Source organism: Ciceribacter sp. RN22, assembly GCF_024054295.1.
Lineage (GTDB): Bacteria > Pseudomonadota > Alphaproteobacteria > Rhizobiales > Rhizobiaceae > Allorhizobium > Allorhizobium lividum.
The window spans coordinates 220,800-236,686 of the sequence record NZ_JAMXLD010000002.1; the positions used below are offsets into that span (position 1 = coordinate 220,800).

The 15,887-nt window shown below is 59.4% G+C and carries 14 protein-coding genes; 11 read left to right on the forward strand and 3 right to left on the reverse strand.

Features of this window, described 5'->3' with window-relative positions; genetic code table 11:
- Positions 1 to 72: 72 nt before the first annotated feature.
- Positions 73 to 1,350, forward strand: a complete 1,278-nt coding sequence (locus NHF53_RS16175) for an FAD-binding oxidoreductase (RefSeq protein ID WP_252835165.1) — start codon at positions 73 to 75, stop codon at positions 1,348 to 1,350.
- 73 nt (positions 1,351 to 1,423) lie between these two features.
- On the opposite strand, the gene NHF53_RS16180 is transcribed toward NHF53_RS16175, so the two are convergent.
- Positions 1,424 to 2,350 (reverse strand): LysR substrate-binding domain-containing protein, encoded by a 927-nt coding sequence (locus tag NHF53_RS16180; RefSeq protein ID WP_252835166.1) that lies wholly within the window; start codon positions 2,348 to 2,350, stop codon positions 1,424 to 1,426.
- Positions 2,351 to 2,449: 99 nt separating this feature from the next.
- Between NHF53_RS16180 and NHF53_RS16185 the strand changes: the two genes are divergently transcribed.
- Positions 2,450 to 2,941, forward strand: a complete 492-nt coding sequence (locus NHF53_RS16185) for an Lrp/AsnC family transcriptional regulator (protein ID WP_114363406.1) — start codon at positions 2,450 to 2,452, stop codon at positions 2,939 to 2,941.
- A 26-nt stretch (positions 2,942 to 2,967) separates the two neighbouring features.
- On the opposite strand, the gene NHF53_RS16190 is transcribed toward NHF53_RS16185, so the two are convergent.
- Complete coding sequence (locus tag NHF53_RS16190; RefSeq protein ID WP_252835167.1) at positions 2,968 to 3,912, reverse strand: LysR substrate-binding domain-containing protein; 945 nt, start codon at positions 3,910 to 3,912, stop codon at positions 2,968 to 2,970.
- Between the two features lie 65 nt (positions 3,913 to 3,977).
- Here NHF53_RS16190 and NHF53_RS16195 point away from each other — a divergent pair, with 65 nt between their 5' ends.
- From NHF53_RS16195 to NHF53_RS16215, 5 genes are read left to right on the forward strand one after another with little or no spacing between them, the layout of a single operon-like run.
- Complete coding sequence (locus NHF53_RS16195; RefSeq protein ID WP_252835168.1) at positions 3,978 to 4,124, forward strand: hypothetical protein; 147 nt, start codon at positions 3,978 to 3,980, stop codon at positions 4,122 to 4,124.
- Positions 4,111 to 5,313 carry a pyridoxal phosphate-dependent aminotransferase gene (locus NHF53_RS16200; protein WP_252835169.1) on the forward strand — a complete coding sequence of 401 codons (1,203 nt, stop codon included), beginning with the start codon at positions 4,111 to 4,113 and terminating at the stop codon, positions 5,311 to 5,313. The genes NHF53_RS16195 and NHF53_RS16200 overlap by 14 nt, the downstream gene beginning before the upstream one ends.
- An 18-nt stretch (positions 5,314 to 5,331) precedes the next feature.
- The gene (locus NHF53_RS16205) at positions 5,332 to 6,834 is read left to right on the forward strand and encodes an aldehyde dehydrogenase family protein (RefSeq protein WP_252835170.1); all 1,503 of its coding nucleotides are present in this window, start codon (positions 5,332 to 5,334) and stop codon (positions 6,832 to 6,834) included.
- A 23-nt stretch (positions 6,835 to 6,857) separates the two neighbouring features.
- Complete coding sequence (locus tag NHF53_RS16210; RefSeq protein ID WP_252835171.1) at positions 6,858 to 8,261, forward strand: VOC family protein; 1,404 nt, start codon at positions 6,858 to 6,860, stop codon at positions 8,259 to 8,261.
- Entirely contained in the window at positions 8,262 to 11,180 is a 2,919-nt protein-coding gene (locus NHF53_RS16215; protein WP_252835172.1) for an FAD-binding and (Fe-S)-binding domain-containing protein, read from the forward strand.
- An 8-nt stretch (positions 11,181 to 11,188) separates the two neighbouring features.
- On the opposite strand, the gene NHF53_RS16220 is transcribed toward NHF53_RS16215, so the two are convergent.
- Positions 11,189 to 11,896: an aspartate/glutamate racemase family protein gene (locus tag NHF53_RS16220; protein ID WP_252835173.1), complete on the reverse strand. Its 708-nt coding sequence runs from the start codon at positions 11,894 to 11,896 to the stop codon at positions 11,189 to 11,191.
- Between the two features lie 243 nt (positions 11,897 to 12,139).
- Between NHF53_RS16220 and NHF53_RS16225 the strand changes: the two genes are divergently transcribed.
- From NHF53_RS16225 to NHF53_RS16240, 4 genes are all read left to right on the forward strand, one after another.
- Complete coding sequence (locus NHF53_RS16225) at positions 12,140 to 13,114, forward strand: TRAP transporter substrate-binding protein (RefSeq protein ID WP_252835174.1); 975 nt, start codon at positions 12,140 to 12,142, stop codon at positions 13,112 to 13,114.
- 69 nt (positions 13,115 to 13,183) lie between these two features.
- The gene (locus NHF53_RS16230) at positions 13,184 to 13,720 is read left to right on the forward strand and encodes a TRAP transporter small permease (RefSeq protein ID WP_252835175.1); all 537 of its coding nucleotides are present in this window, start codon (positions 13,184 to 13,186) and stop codon (positions 13,718 to 13,720) included.
- 4 nt (positions 13,721 to 13,724) lie between these two features.
- Positions 13,725 to 15,038, forward strand: a complete 1,314-nt coding sequence (locus NHF53_RS16235) for a TRAP transporter large permease (RefSeq protein ID WP_252835176.1) — start codon at positions 13,725 to 13,727, stop codon at positions 15,036 to 15,038.
- A gap of 10 nt (positions 15,039 to 15,048) precedes the next feature.
- A complete protein-coding gene (locus NHF53_RS16240; RefSeq protein ID WP_252835177.1) occupies positions 15,049 to 15,777 on the forward strand; it encodes a sulfite exporter TauE/SafE family protein in 729 nt (242 codons plus the stop codon).
- Positions 15,778 to 15,887 lie beyond the last annotated feature (110 nt).

Here is a 15,887-nt window from a genome sequence, read left to right on the forward strand (position 1 = left end):
AACTTGTGCCTGCGCAAGGCGCGCCACCAGGGCTTGTGCAGCTCAAGAAAAGCAACAGAAAGCCAAGAGCCCATGAGCGTCACGGGAAAATCGATCATTGTCGTGGGAGCTGGCATGGTGGGCGTCAGCACCGCCCTCGAGCTTTCGAAACGCGGGGCGAAGGTCACGCTACTTGATAAAAGTGAGCCCGGCCGAGAAACGTCATACGGCAATGCCGGCGTTCTGGCGCGGTCTTCACTCATGCCGATCAACAATCCCACGCTGCTTTCGCAGCTCCCGGGTCTCATAGGAAATCGCGGTGCCGGCTTGCGCTATGATCCCTGGTTTCTGGCAGCCAATCTGAAATGGGCCGTACGCTTCATGCTTTCATCCCGGCCAAACGTGTTTCGAAAGACAACGCAGGCGCTCGATTCGCTGATCCGGCTTTCCATCGAAAAACATTTGCAGCTTCTCGATCAAACCGGAATGCGGGGGCACCTTTCCGATCAGGGCTGGGTCTTTCTGTACCGGGAGCAGGAGAGTTTTGAACGGACAGCCCTCTTGAGGCAAACGCTTGCCGCGTATGAAGTGCCTGTTTCGCACTTGCGCCCGCAGGAGATTTCCGAGCTGGAACCGGCGCTGATGCCGATTTTCAAGCACGGGCTCTGGATCAAGGGAAGTTATTCGGTGAATGATCCCGGCGCTATTGTCGCCGGCTATGCCCGGCATTTTGCCGAGACGGGTGGCGTCTTTGTTCAGTCAGGGGTCGAGAGAATATCCGAAAACGACGACGGAACGGAAGCTCGCTTGAGTTCCGGTGAGACACTGCGTGCAGACAAGCTCATCGTCTGCCTTGGGCCCTGGTCGCGCAATTTCCTCAAGCAATCGGGCTACGATGTCACGATGGCCTACGAACGCGGCTATCATATGCATTTTTCCGGCGATTCTCGTTCCAACCGGAAACGACTGATGCGGCCTGTTTACGATACCACCGGCGGCTATGTGCTCGCCCCGATGACACAAGGTCTCCGCCTGACGACGGGGGTGGAACTTGCCGACTGCGACGCTCCAAAATCCGACCGGCAGCTGAAGCAGGCGGAAAAGGCGGCGCGTGAAGCCATTTTCCTGGGGGAACCGGTCCAGGACGAATCCTGGCTCGGCCGCCGTCCGACGTTCCCGGACAGCCGGCCGGCCATCGGTTTGGCACCATCGAGCCGCAATATCTATTTTGCCTTCGGACACCAGCATATCGGCTTTGCCACCGGCCCGGGCACGGCGCTTGTTCTCGCCGATCTCATGGAAGGTAAGACGCCGGCCATCGATGCGGCGCCGTTCAATCCGGAGCGTTTCATTACCCGCCGAGCTTCTTAAGCTTCAGGCCGGAAAAGGGCAGCGTGATTCCGGATTGCCGGATGCGTCGACATGGCGATGGACAATGAGCGCTTCAGACTGTCGGCGAGACGCTTCGGGCCGTTTTCGATCGCAGGCGTCTGGTTTCGGAAATAATCCAGTCGCGGAAATCCATCACGCGTTTTGAAACGCCCTTGTTCATCGGATAGACGACAAAATAGCTGTAGCCGCTTGGCACCGGATCTCCAAACGGACAATGCAACTGCCCATCCCGCAACAGATCTTCGACCATGACCATAGGGACGACGGCCAGCCCCAGGCCTGAGACCGCAGCCTTGATGACCATGGTTGTTTGGGCGAAACGCGGGCCGAAAATCGGCCCTTCATGCGCCATCTTCATCGCTTCCAGCCAGCGCAGCCAGCTGTCGGGGCGGCGCGCGTTCTGAATTTTCTGAAATTTATTGTAGAGTTGCGGCTCCAGCTTCTCTCCTTTTGGTATCAGAGACGGGGCGGCGACAACCGTTATCATCTCTTCAAAAAGCTTGTAGGCATGCGCATCGGTCCATGCACCGCGGCCGCGCAGCACTGCGACATCGATGTTGTTCTCCGAAAAATCCGGGGTGTCCGTGGTCGGCACCATGTTGAATTGCGTATCGGGAAATCGCTTCATGAACCCGGCCATGCGGGGCACCAGCCACTGGCTGGCGAAACTGTCCTGAACCCCGATACGTGTTGCGTCCTGCAATTTGGAACCGCGCACCGCGTCGATGGAGGCCTCTTCCAACCCGTCAAGGTATTTTGTTATCGATTCCAGATAGTTGCGCCCCGCCTCCGTGAGCAGGAGACGCGGACCGATGCGTTCAAAAAGACGCACGCCGAGCAAGTTCTCCAGATTGCTGACCTGCCGGCTCACGCCGCTTTGGGTCAGTCCGATATCTTCGCCCGCGCGGGTGAAGTTGCGGTAGGTGGCCGCCGCTTCGAAAGCTGTCAGGGCTGTGAGAGAGGGAAGAAAGCGCCGCATAATCATGACTTATATACATGATAGAATGCGAATTCCACGGTTTTTGTCAGGATGGCTTCTTGGCAGTGTAATTGACAAAAAGCATGAGGGGTTCAGAACATGTATATTCGCAAGCGGGACGCGATCGACCGGAACCTGATCGCAGCACTCGAAGAAGACGCCAGAATTTCGACCTCGGAACTTGCCCGCAAACTGGGCGTGGCAAGATCGACGGTGAATGAGCGGATCGCCCGACTGGAGCGCGAAGGGGTGATCATGGGATATTCAGCCATCGTGCGGCCTGAACTCGATGTTCAGGAAACGCGCACCATGCTCTTCATCACGTGCAACCGGGCGCATTGGAGCCGGATCGTTTCGACGCTCGAATCCTATCCCGAAATTCACGAATGCGTCACCGTCAGCGGCAATTACAGCCTGATGTGCACGGTGCGTACACCGTGCGCGGAAGACCTCGATGCGCTCGTGGAAGAGGTCGCGGCGATTCCAGGTATCACGACCATCGACACGATGGTTGTACTCGCAAGCAAATTTGCTCGAAACGCCACGATTTCGGCGCCGCAACCCGCTCCGAGACTTCAACTCGCTTCATGAGCCCTGGCTTGGTCAATACGGATACTCTAGAGTCTGAGGGGACGGCTGACCTGCTTGCGTAACCAGACTGAGAATTGCGTCGCCAGCGGCTTTACCGCGCCGGCAGGCGTGGCAATGTAATAGTTGCGCCCAAAGGTTTCCGGCAGTGTCGAGACCTGACACAGCGCGCCGGACTGCAGTTCCTTCTCGATGAGATAGGTGGGCAGGATCGCGGCCCCTAGACCGGCAACCGCTGCGGCGATCACCAGCGCGAACTGGTCGAAATAACTTCCCTTGCGCACCGGATGATCAACGCCCGGCATGGTCTGGCGAAATTTCTCCCATAGCAAGGGACGGGAAGACAAATGCAGCAGCGGCATTTCGAATACATCTTCCGCACAGCTCAAGCCGAACCTTTCGACAAGCTGCGGCGCAGCAACCGCTACGAGCCCTTCCGGGCAAAGGGGGGTCAACTGTGCGCCCGGCCAGTCGTTCGGGCCTGTGTGAATGGCGAGGTCGATACCGCTTTCGGCAAATTCGAATGGCTCGGAACGGCTATAGACCACCAGTTCGAGATTCTCGCGTCCGCTTTTGAAGTCCGGCAACCGTGGCACCAGCCAGCGCGATCCGAATGTCGGCAAGACCGCGATCGACAGCAACTGAGTGGAACTTCCCGCCGCGACGGCATGCGCTATGGTCCGCCGCAAGCGGTCGAGATCGCCGAGCAGTTCCCCGGCAAAATTGCGCCCGGCGTCGGTGAGGCGGACGCCCCGGCCCTCGCGGCGGAAGAGGGCGACCCCGATCTGGTCTTCCAGCTCCTTCACATGCCTGCTGATCGCGCCCTGGGTCAGGCCGAGTTCTTCGGCTGCCGCCGTAAAACTCTCGTGCTTTGCCGCAGCTTCGAAGCAGCGAAGAACCGCAAGGCTTGGAAGATGCAGAGGCGTGTCCATGGCAAAGTTCCATTCATTACATATACTCATCGAAAAATGCATAAATGTGGCATTTTGTTCAAGCGTAAATTGGCTACGATCAGCTGGGTCAACGTCGTGAGGTGAACATGGAGAAGGTTGCTGTTCTTGGTCCTGGAAAAGTTGGCGCGTTGGCCGCCGAACTTCTGCTGGGAACCGGTTTCCTGAAGCAGGAAGATATCTCGCTGGAAGCCTTCCTCAAGACGAAGAACGGAACCCGCTATGCCGCAAACTGAGGTACAGGCGGGAGCGGCCGGGTTCAGGCGCGCATCCCGGATCGCATCACTCGAAATATCCGAGATCGTTCAGCTTGCCGAACGGTCGGCCGTGCTGCGGGCCGAAGGCCGGGACGTCATCTCATTTGCAACGGGCGAGCCGGATTTTCCCACGCCGCAGCATGTCGTTGATGCCGCCCATGCGGCGGCACTTGCCGGCAAGACGCGCTATCCGGCGACGGTCGGGACGCCTGAACTTCGCGCCGCCATTGCCAAAATCAATGGCGTCACCCCGAAAGAGGTGATCGTTTCGACAGGCGCCAAACAGGTTCTGGCCAATGCCATGCTGGCAACGCTTGAACCGGGCGACGAAGTGGTCATGCCGGCTCCCTATTGGACCAGCTATTCCGACATCGTATCGATGGCCGAGGGCAGGCCGGTTGTCGTCCCGTGTCCGATGACGGAGGGTTTCAAGCTCTCCCCGGCCGCGCTTGAGGCCCATATCACGCCGCGCACACGCTGGCTGATGCTCAATTCGCCTTCGAACCCTTCCGGCGCGATTTATGATCGGCAGGAGATCAAGGCGCTGGCGGAGGTTCTTGCGCGCTACCCCGATGTCTGGATCGTGGCGGACGAGATATACGAGCATCTGAATTTCGTCCCGTTTCATTCCTTCACCGCCGTGGCACCGGAGCTTTCTGAGCGGACGTTGATCGTCAATGGCGTTTCCAAAGCGTATTCCATGACCGGCTGGCGCATCGGCTGGGGCATCGGCCCGACCGAACTGATCAAGGCGATGGGCGCGGTGCAGGGTCAGATTACCTCCGGCGCCTGCTCGATCGCTCAGGCTGCGGCGCTTGAAGCTCTGACAGGAGATCAGGCGCTTCTGGACGACCGCCGCGCCACATTGCTGGCCCGGCGCGACAAGGTCGTCAGTGCGCTGAATGCCGTTCCCGGGATCGAATGCCCCGTTCCCGATGGCGCATTCTATGCTTTCCCCAATATCGAGGGCGCCATGGCGGCATGCGGATTTTCTTCCGACGCGGAATTCTGCGCATGGCTTCTCGATGAAGCGGGCATTGCGATTGTGCCCGGCCGCGCCTTTGGACTGCCCGGCCACGCACGGCTGTCATTCGCCTATTCAGACAAGGAACTTGATGCCGGCCTTGCCCGCATTTCCGCGACGGTTTCCAGCCGGATCGCCCAGTAATCTCGAAGGAGCCCAAAGATGAACCATCACGATATTCTCGCGTCGACTGGCTTGAGCGAGCAGGAACTCAACGGCGGTACGCTTGCCGTTTTCAGCCCCATCGACGGCGCTGAAATCGCCAAGGTCAAGGAAACGGCGGCGAGCGAAATGCCGGCCGTCATCGCCAAATCGCAGGCCGCCTTCAAGGCATGGCGCAAGCTTCCGGCGCCGCGCCGCGGCGAACTTGTCCGCATCCTCGGCGAGGAGCTGCGCGCTTCCAAGAAGGAACTCGGCGCGCTGGTGACGCTGGAAGCCGGCAAGATCGTCTCCGAGGGTCTCGGCGAAGTGCAGGAAATGATCGACATCTGCGATTTCGCCGTCGGCCTGTCGCGTCAGCTCTACGGCCTGACGATCGCCTCCGAGCGCCCCGGCCACAAGATGTCGGAAACCTGGCATCCGATGGGGCCTTGCGGCGTCATTTCCGCCTTCAATTTCCCCGTCGCCGTGTGGAGCTGGAATGCGGCGCTCGCTCTGGTTTGCGGCGATCCCGTCATCTGGAAACCGTCTGAAAAGACGCCGCTGACGGCAATCGCCTGCATGAAGATCATGGATCGCGCGCTCGAGCGCTTTGGCGCGGATGCGCCGGAAGGCCTGGTTCAGCTGGTTATCGGCGGCGCCGAAATCGGCGAAGCACTCGTCGCCTCGAAAGACGTGCCGATCATTTCGGCGACCGGTTCGACCCGCATGGGCGGCATTGTCGGCCCGAAGGTGATGGCGCGCTGGGGCCGTCCGATCCTCGAGCTTGGCGGCAACAACGCCATGATCGTCGCCCCCTCCGCCGACCTCGACATGGCCGTTCGCGCCATCGTGTTCTCCGCCGTCGGTACTGCCGGTCAGCGCTGCACCTCGCTTCGCCGCCTGATTGCGCATCATTCTATCCGCGAAGAACTGGTCGAGCGGCTGGCAAAGGCTTACGCATCGCTTCCCATCGGCGACCCGCGCCAAGGCACCACGCTCATCGGCCCGCTGGTCGATCATGGCGCACGCGACCGTATGCTGGCGCAGATCGAAAAGGCCAAGGCCGAAGGCGGCAAGGTTCGAGGTGGACGCACGGTGACCACGAATGTTCCGCAGGGCGGCGCCTATGTAGAGCCCGCACTCGTCGAGATGCCCCGGCAGACCGATACCGTTCGGGAAGAAACCTTCGCACCGATCCTCTATGTGCTCGGCTACGACACGCTGGAAGAGGCAATCGAAATTCAAAACGATGTACCGCAGGGGCTTTCCTCCTGCATCTTCACGCTCAATGTGCGCGAAGCCGAAACCTTCCTCTCCGCAGTCGGCTCCGACTGCGGCATCGCCAATGTCAATATCGGCCCGTCAGGTGCTGAAATCGGCGGTGCGTTCGGTGGTGAAAAGGAAACCGGCGGCGGCCGCGAATCCGGCTCGGATGCCTGGAAGGGCTACATGCGTCGGCAGACCTCCACCGTAAACTATTCTTCCGAACTGCCGCTCGCCCAGGGCGTGAAGTTCGACCTCTGAGAAACGGAACCGACAAGAATACCATGTCAAACCTCGTTCATTCCGACACTATCCGCACATTGTTTTCCAGCGCCATGTCCGACATGTACCGCAAGGAAGTCCCGCAATACGGCACGCTGATCGACCTGGTGCGCGACGTCAACGAAGCCGTCCTTGCCGCCGATCCCGCCTTGAAGGCCCGGCTGGAAGCGGCTGACGAGCTGGAGCGCCTCGATGTCGAACGCCATGGCGCGATCCGGCTTGGAACCGCCGAAGAGCTGTTCAACATTCGCCGCATGTTTGCCGTCATGGGCATGTTTCCAGTCGGCTATTACGATCTCTCGGTCGCCGGTCTCCCAGTCCATTCGACGGCCTTCCGACCGGTCGATGAGGCCGCGCTTGCACGCAATCCCTTCCGCGTCTTCACCTCGCTCATCCGGCTCGAATTGCTGGAGGACCGGAACCTTGCGGATGAAGCGGCGGGCATTCTCGCCAAGCGCAAGATCGTCACCGACCGCGCGCTCGAGCTGATCGCGACCGCCGAGAAGAACGGAGGCCTTACGGAAGAGCAAGCCAGGGAATTCGTGGCCGAAGCGCTGGAAACATTCCGCTGGCATTCTGAGGCGACCGTTTCGGCAAATACCTACAAACGGCTGCACGACGCCCACCGCCTGATTGCAGATGTCGTCAGCTTCCGCGGCCCGCACATTAACCATCTGACACCGCGCACACTGGACATCGATGCGGTTCAAAAAGGTATGCCGGAGCGGGGCATTGCTCCGAAGGCCATCGTTGAAGGGCCACCGCGCCGCAAGGCCGACATCCTGCTGCGTCAGACCTCTTTCAAAGCGCTCGAGGAAAAGGTCAATTTTGTCGGGGAAGATGGCGGCAACCAAGGCACCCACACCGCGCGTTTCGGCGAAATCGAACAACGCGGGATAGCTCTGACGCCGAAGGGCCGCGCCCTTTATGACGAACTGCTTGGCAAGACCCGCCGGGCGGTTGCCGTCGGCCGCAAGGGGGAGGACGCGTCTTCCTACGAAGCTGAACTCGAAAAGCAGTTCGAGGCATTCCCGGATGAATTTGAGACGCTTCGTCGCGAAAAGCTCGCCTATTTCCGTTATCGCGTGGCTCCGGGTGCAAGGTCTGACAAGCAAGTCTCGAGTCTCGAAGACCTTCTCGGCTCGGGTGCCTTGATCGCCGATCCGCAGGTTTATGAGGATTTCCTGCCGGTTTCCGCAGCAGGGATCTTCCAGTCCAATCTCGGTTCCGACGCGCAATCCAACTATCTGGAAAAAGCCAATCAGGCTGCATTCGAAGAAGCGTTGGGGGCACAGGTGATCCATGAGCTCGACCTTTATTCAAAGACAGAGGCCGACAGCCTGAAAGCGGCACTGACGTCGCTCGGCCAGACACACCTGCTGACAAGTGTCGACAAGGCTGCCTGAATGAAGGCAATCCTGTCCGGCACGACAGACGACAGTAACCTCCAGCGCTTTCTCAAGGCGCTGGAGACTTGGCATTTTGGCGGCGAGCTTGGATTGAGCCATGCCCAGCGCACGGTTTTCGCTACGGACAATTCCATCTACGAGCGTTTGCCCAAGGCGGTGCTTTTCCCGCGCGAGCCGGAAGACCTCAACCGGATCATGCGGGCCGCTCAAGAAACCCGAACCGCCATTGCGGCGCGCGGCGGTGGAACGGGCACGAACGGGCAATCGCTGAGCGACAGCGTCATTGTCGATTGTTCCCGTTATCTGAGCCGCATTCTGGGGATAGATCCGGCAACTCGAACGGCGGTAGTGGAGCCCGGCGTCATCCTTGACGAACTAAACCGCGCCGCCGCGCCACATGGGCTCTTTTTCGGCCCGACGGTCTCCACCGCATCTCGCGCGACGCTGGGCGGCATGGCGGCAACCGATGCATCCGGCAAGGGATCGCGGATTTTCGGCCGCACATCCGATCATGTGCTTTCCATGGATGTCGTCCTCTCAGACGGAAGCGACTGGCAGGCTGCGCCGCTCGATGCGGAAGGATTTGCCGCCGTGTGTGAGCGTGACGATCTGCCCGGACTACTGCACAGCAGCTTGCGGGATATTCTTGATGCCGAGACCGATGAGATAGCGCGTGTTTTTCCGATCATGAACCGGGGGCTCACCGGCTACAATCTGAAGGAAATACGCGACGATCATGGTGTTTTTCGCCTTTCGAAACTGCTTTGCGGTTCGGAGGGTACACTGGCGCTGACCAAGCGCCTCAACTTGCGTCTCTTGAAGAAGAAGCCGCTGCGCGCGCTGATGGTCGTCGCCTATGACGATGCGATGGCCGCGCTTTCGGATGTCGAGCGGCTGGTGGCCGCTGATCCGGTTGCTGTCGAATTCATCGATGACAAAATTCTCGGGCTTGCACAGTCCGATCCGGTCTGGGCCGATATTGAAGCTGTGCTCTCCCATTCCGGAAAAGCCAAAGTCGGGGGATTGAATTTCGTCGAGGTGCAGGCCGACGATGACACCGAACTCGAGCGCGCCATCGAGAGGCTGGGAGCCATCTTTGAAAAACGGCCATCCTCCGTCCTCGATGAACGCGTGGTTCGCGACCCCCATGTGATCTCGCAGCTCTGGTCTCTGCGCGAAAAATGCGTCGGCCTTCTTGGCCGTATGGACAAGAGCCGGCAGGGAACACCCTTTGTCGAGGATGCGGCTGTGCCGCCGCAAAACCTTGGGCCGTTCGTCAAAGGCTTCCGCGACATGCTCGATTCCCATGGACTGGCTTATGGCATGTTCGGCCATGCCGATGTCGGCTGCGTGCATGTTCGTCCGGCACTAGATATGCGCCGCCCGGATGACGCCGCGATGATCCGCAAGGTGTCGGATGCTGTCGCGGCACTGGCGCAATCCCACGGTGGCCTGATCTGGGGAGAACATGGCAAAGGCGTTCGCGGCGAATATGTGCCGATGGTTTTTGGGGCGAGGCTTTACGACGCCCTCTGCCGGATCAAGAATGTGTGCGATCCACATGGCATTCTCAATCCCGGCAAGATCGCGAACCCGAATCCGAAGCAGGCATTGAAGGCAATCGATGAAGTCCCCTTCCGAGGGAGCCGCGACGCGCAAATCGACAGCAAAATGCTCGGAGGTTTCGAGCTTTCGGTCAGATGCAATGGCAACGGCCAGTGCTTCAACCGCAATTTCGACGACGCGATGTGCCCCTCCTACAAGGCGACTGGCGATCGAACCAAGTCACCAAAAGGCCGTGCCGCGCTCATCCGCGAATGGTTGCGTCTGCGGTCGGATATAGAAAGCGGTGGCATTCGCGCCAAAGGAGCAAGGCGGCTGCTTCCGGAACTTGAAGCCGCTCTCCATGAAAGCCTTTCGGATTGTCTCGGCTGCAAGGCCTGCGCATCGCAATGTCCGGTGAAGGTGGATATTCCCGCCATGCGTTCGCGCTTCTGGGCTTCCTATTACCAGCGCCACCGTCGGCCGCTGCGGCATTATCTTCTGGGTGGGCTGGAAACGCTCGGGCCGCTGATGCGTCTGTCGCCGGCTTTTACCAATGTGCTGATGCACATTTCAGGGCCGCTGCTGTCAGCAATGGGGTTGGTCGATCTTCCGAACGTTTCCACTCCGAAATCGGCGCGCGGTGCCTTCAGACGCCATGGAGCCGATGACAGGACGGTCGTTCTCGTTGAGGATACGTTTCTGGCGACTTTCGACGGCGCCGTGATCGACGCCTGCCAAGCGCTTCTGGAAAATCTGGGATATCGCGTCGTGAGAACCGCTCCTCTGCCAAACGGAAAGGCGCAGCACGTCCTGGGCTTCAAGAGTGCATTTGAAAAAGCAGCCGGCCGAAGATCGGCACGCTTGGAAGCCTTGGCGAAAGAAGGATATCCGCTGATCGGCATCGAACCTGTCGTGCAGGCAATGGAAAGCGATGAGTATGGTTCGCAAGAAGCCGGAAAAGTCGCGATAGTATCCATCGATCGCTTTCTGGAAGGCGAAATTCTCGCGGGCCGCATCCGGTGGCGAACCTTGCAGTCCGATAGAACCGACTTGCCGCTTTACCTTCATTGCACGGAAAATGCCTCCGATCCGGGCAGCGCAAACCGATGGCAAGCCATTTTCGCGGCGTTCGGGCTGTCTGTGAACCCGTTGGCGACCGGCTGCTGCGGCATGGCGGGCACTTTCGGCCATGAGCGTGAACACGCTGAAATGTCGAGGAAGATTTATGACCTGTCGTGGCGTCAGCGGATCGAGGAAGGCAACGGCCCCGCGCTCGTTACCGGTTTCTCCTGTCGCTGTCAGGTGAAACGGTTCTCAGGCAAGCGCGCCCAACACCCCGTCGAGCTGCTCGCCGCCAAATCGAGCGGTTGACCGCATCCTCAGTCTTTCGCGTTTGCAGCCATCAAGAGAGCTGCCGCGTCCAGCAGATGAAAGACCGGAAGCCCGGTCACCTTGCGGATTGCCGGCGCATAGGGTGGCAGGTTTCCGCATTCGAGAAGAATGGCGGAAAGGTCAGGTTCCGACTTTTGCAGGTCAAGGGCTGCATTGCACACGGCCCGTTCCATGGAGTCACGGTCGAACGACTTGTTCTGGCGTTGTTTGGTTGCCAGAAATGTTTCTGCAAAAACGGAGGCATCATCCATGCCTGCAATGGCCACCTGCTTTGGATCGATGCCGGCTGCTGCGAGTGCGTTGGGTCCAAGCGCCTTGCGCGACGCCGTCAAAATGCCGACGCGACCGGGGCAGGATGCCGCGACGAGCGGATAGAGCGAAAGGCCGGAGAGCATAACCGGAATCTTGACGGCATCGGCAATCTTCCTTTGCGCGCTGACCAGAAAACCGCAAGTCGAGACGATCGCGCACGCGCCGTTCCGCTCGAGTTCGATGGCCGCCGCGATAAAACGCTCGAGCAAAGCGCCATCAGGCTCGCCGTCGCGGACGATTGCCGGACTGTCGGCACCATTAACGATCACGACTTTTGACAAAAATGGATAGCTGTCCGGGCAGCCCACATCACCCCTGATCCTGGGGAAGGATGTATCAAGCGCAAGAATGCCGATAAACGGTTGTAATCCCTGTTTGTTCATGGCGTCCCCGGCCTCAGTTCAGTTCGTCGGCATTGTGGTGCCCTCACGGGTACCAGTATCGAGGCCCGTCAAAAAGTTGGAAATTGACGGTCACGGCCAGGCGAAACCGCAGTTTGAGGTGTGCCACCGTCACTTTGACGGTTTTGCCCGCGATTCCGGCAAAATATCGGTGCCGTGTTCTCCAAAAATGAATAAGCTCAAAGTCGCGGAAACAACGCCAACGAATTTTGTGGGAACATTCAAATGATAAAGAAAATAGGACTCCTTGGGGTTTCATTGCTCGCGCTCGCCGCCGTACAGGCCCGCGCGGAGAGCTGGGACATGCCGATGGCCTATCCGGCCAGCAACTATCATTCCGAAAATGGCGCCAAATTCGCCACGTGTGTGGCCGATGCAACCAAGGGGTCGCTGACGATCACGACTCATCCGGGAGGATCGCTCTTTGCCGGGAATGATATCAAACGCGCGGTTCAGACCGGCACGGTGCCGATCGGCGAACGCCTGATATCGGCGCATGCCAACGAGAACCCGCTCTTCGGCATTGACTCAATCCCGTTCCTCGCAACCTCCTACGATGCCTCCGACAAGCTCTGGAATGCAGCTCTCCCGACTCTCAAGGAGGCTCTGGAGGAGCAAAACCTCGTTTACGTCTATTCGGTTCCGTGGCCGCCGCAGGGCCTCTACACGAAAAAAGACGTAAACTCCGCCGCTGATCTCAAGGGAATCAAGTTTCGCGCCTACAACGCTGCGACGGCTAGCATTGCTTCGCTTGCCGGAATGCAGCCGGTTCAGATCGAGGCGGCCGATCTCAGTCAGGCGCTTGCAACCGGCGTCGTGGAAAGCTTCGTTTCGTCCGGTTCGACCGGCGTGGATTCCAAGGCCTGGGAAAGCCTGACAAACTTCTACGACGTTCAGGCCTGGCTGCCGCGCGACGTCGTCTTCATCAATAAGGACTCCTACAGCGCCCTGGACGACGCCACCAAGAGCGCCATCATGGATTGCGGCGCCGAGGCCTCGAAGAACGGCGAGACCATGGCCAAGGATCTGACGGCTCAATATCTGAAGACGCTCGCCGACAACGGGATGAAAGTGTCCCCGCCCGGCGACAAGCTGAAATCGGATCTGGAAGGCTTCGGTGAAACGATGACCAAGGAATGGCTGGAAAAGGCCGGCGCCAAGGGTCAGTCAATCATCGACGCCTACAAGAAGGCCGAATGAGCCCACCCTGACCGCGGCCCGGCGCGAATGAAAGCGCCGGGCTGATTTCCAACCTGTGTCAGGGACACCATGAGCGCATCCTTTCGCAAGCACCCGGTCGGCAATTTGCTGGACCGTCTTTATCTTTTGGCCGGATATCTCGCCGCAGCCTGTCTTATGGGGCTTCTTGTCGTCATCGTCATGCAAATGGTGGCGCGCTGGACAGACCTGACGTTTCCGGGCGGCACGCAATATGCCGGTTATCTGATGGCGGCATCTACCTTTCTGGCTTTCGCATACACCTTGAACAGCGGCGGGCACATTCGGGTGGAGCTGCTGCTTCAGGCGCTGGGTAAGAGCAAATTCCTCGTGGAGCTCTGGTGTCTTCTGGTCGGCACGGCGGCTTCCTCGTATCTGGCCTGGTACGCCGTCAAACTGGTTTACTGGTCCAGAAAACTGCATGACCTCAGCCAGGGGCTGGACGCCACGCCTCTGTGGTACGTCCAGATCCCGGTTGCCGCCGGCGCGATCATCCTTGCCGTCTGTTTTGCCGACAATCTCGTCACCGTGATCTTCACGCGACGGGACAATATCAACCAGAGCGCCGAAGCCGGATTGACGGAATAGAACCATGACCGCTGAATTCGCTCCGATCGCAATTTTCCTTTTCGTTTTGTTCACTCTGCTCGGCTCCGGTGTCTGGGTCGGACTTTCTCTCCTTGGCGTTGCCTGGGTCGGCATGGAGCTTTTCACCAACCGCCCGGTTGGCGACGCGATGATGACGACCATTTGGAGTTCGTCTTCGTCCTGGACGCTGACGGCGCTGCCGCTTTTCATCTGGATGGGCGAAATCCTCTTTCGAACGCGGCTTTCCGAAGACATGTTCAGGGGGCTCTCGCCCTGGATGGCAAAGCTGCCCGGCCGGCTGCTTCACACGAACGTCGTCGGCTGCACGGTCTTTGCCGCGGTGTCCGGTTCATCCGCTGCAACGCTGATGACTGTCGGCAAAATGTCCGTGCCTGAACTGCGGCGCCGCAATTATCCGGAAGAGCTGGTGATCGGCACTCTGGCGGGGGCGGCCACCTTGGGCCTGATGATCCCGCCGTCGCTGACACTGATCGTCTATGGCGTGACGATCAACGAATCCATCACCAAACTGTTCATCGCGGGCATTCTGCCAGGCATCGTGCTTGCAGCCTTCTTCATGATCTATATTGCCGTCATGTCGAAGCTCTCCAAAAGCTATGCGCCGGACGACGAGCCGGAAATGTCTTTCGCGGAGAAGCTCAAGAATTCACGCTTCCTCATCCCGGTCATCAGTCTCATTCTGGTCGTCATAGGCTCCATGTATCTGGGTTTGGCAACGGCTACCGAAGCCGCGGCCTTCGGGGTGATCGGATCGCTCTTGCTCGCCCTGCTGCAGAGGTCTCTGACCTGGAATTCGTTCATGGCAAGCCTCTTGGGGGCGACGCGTACATCCGCCATGATCGGTCTCATTCTGGCTGGCGCGTCATTTCTTTCGCTGTCCATGGGGTTTACCGGTCTGCCGCGACTGCTTGCCGAATGGATAAATTCGCTTGGGTTGACGCGGTTTGAACTTCTGATGGCCCTGCTGGCATTCTATATTGTACTCGGCTGCTTCCTGGACGGCATCTCCTCGGTCGTCTTGACGATGGGGGTGGTGGAGCCGATGATCCGCCAGGCGGGTATCGACGTTATCTGGTTCGGCATCTTCATCGTGGTCGTGGTCGAGATGGCGCAGATAACCCCGCCGGTCGGCTTCAACCTCTTCGTGATGCAAGGGATGACGGGCCATCAGATGAATTTCATCGCCCGCGCCGCATTCCCGATGTTTCTGATCATGGTCCTGATGGTCTTCGTGCTGATAGCCTTCCCGGATATCGCAACCTGGATGCCGGCGCATATGCGCGAAATCCGCTTCTAGCGAGCAGGCGATGGATATTCTCTCTTCGCCTGTGCTGCTGGCCGCGATCTTTGCTATCGTGGCCGCAGCCTCCGTCGTGCAGGCCGGCCTCGGCATGGGCTTCGGCCTCGCGTCGGCGCCGCTCCTGGCCCTCATCGATCCGAATATGGTGCCGGGACCTGTCCTGATCCTCGCAGTCGCAACATCCGTCTGGGCGGCTTGGCGCGAACACGGGTCGATCCGGTGGAGCGAATTGCGGACCGGCATCGCCGGACGCATTGTCGGCGTTTGCGCGGGCTCCCTGCTATTGGCCAGTCTGGCGAACCAGCATATTTTCGTCCTCGTCTTCGGTGCGCTGATCGGCAGCGCCGTTCTGCTTTCCCTGTCCGGCTGGCGGCTGCCTTTCAACAGCTTCACCTTGCTCATCATGTCCACCTTTTCCGGGCTGATGGGCACGATCACATCGGTCGGCGCGCCGCCCATGGCGCTCATCTATCAAAGCCGGTCGTCGCACGAGGCCCGCCCGACACTGGCGGCCTTCTTTTCCATCGGCTCTGCGCTTTCTCTCCTGGGGCTTTACATCAGTGGTTGGGGAAAGCCTGACGACTTCCTGCTGGCGCTTTTGATGGTGCCGCCCATGCTCCTGGGAACGTTCATCGCCAGAAAGCTGAGCTCGGGCTTCGACAAACGCTTCCGTCTGATGTTGCTAATCATCTCTGCGGCGGCTGCAGCGGTGTTGATTTACCGGGGCCTCACGTGAGCGCTTTCCGCAAAGCGCAGGGTTGTTAGCGGCCAAAGTGTAACATATTCAATACCGGCAGTTAGTGGCCGCTGTCAGCGCCGAGACGTAATGTCGGAAATGTCCGTAAC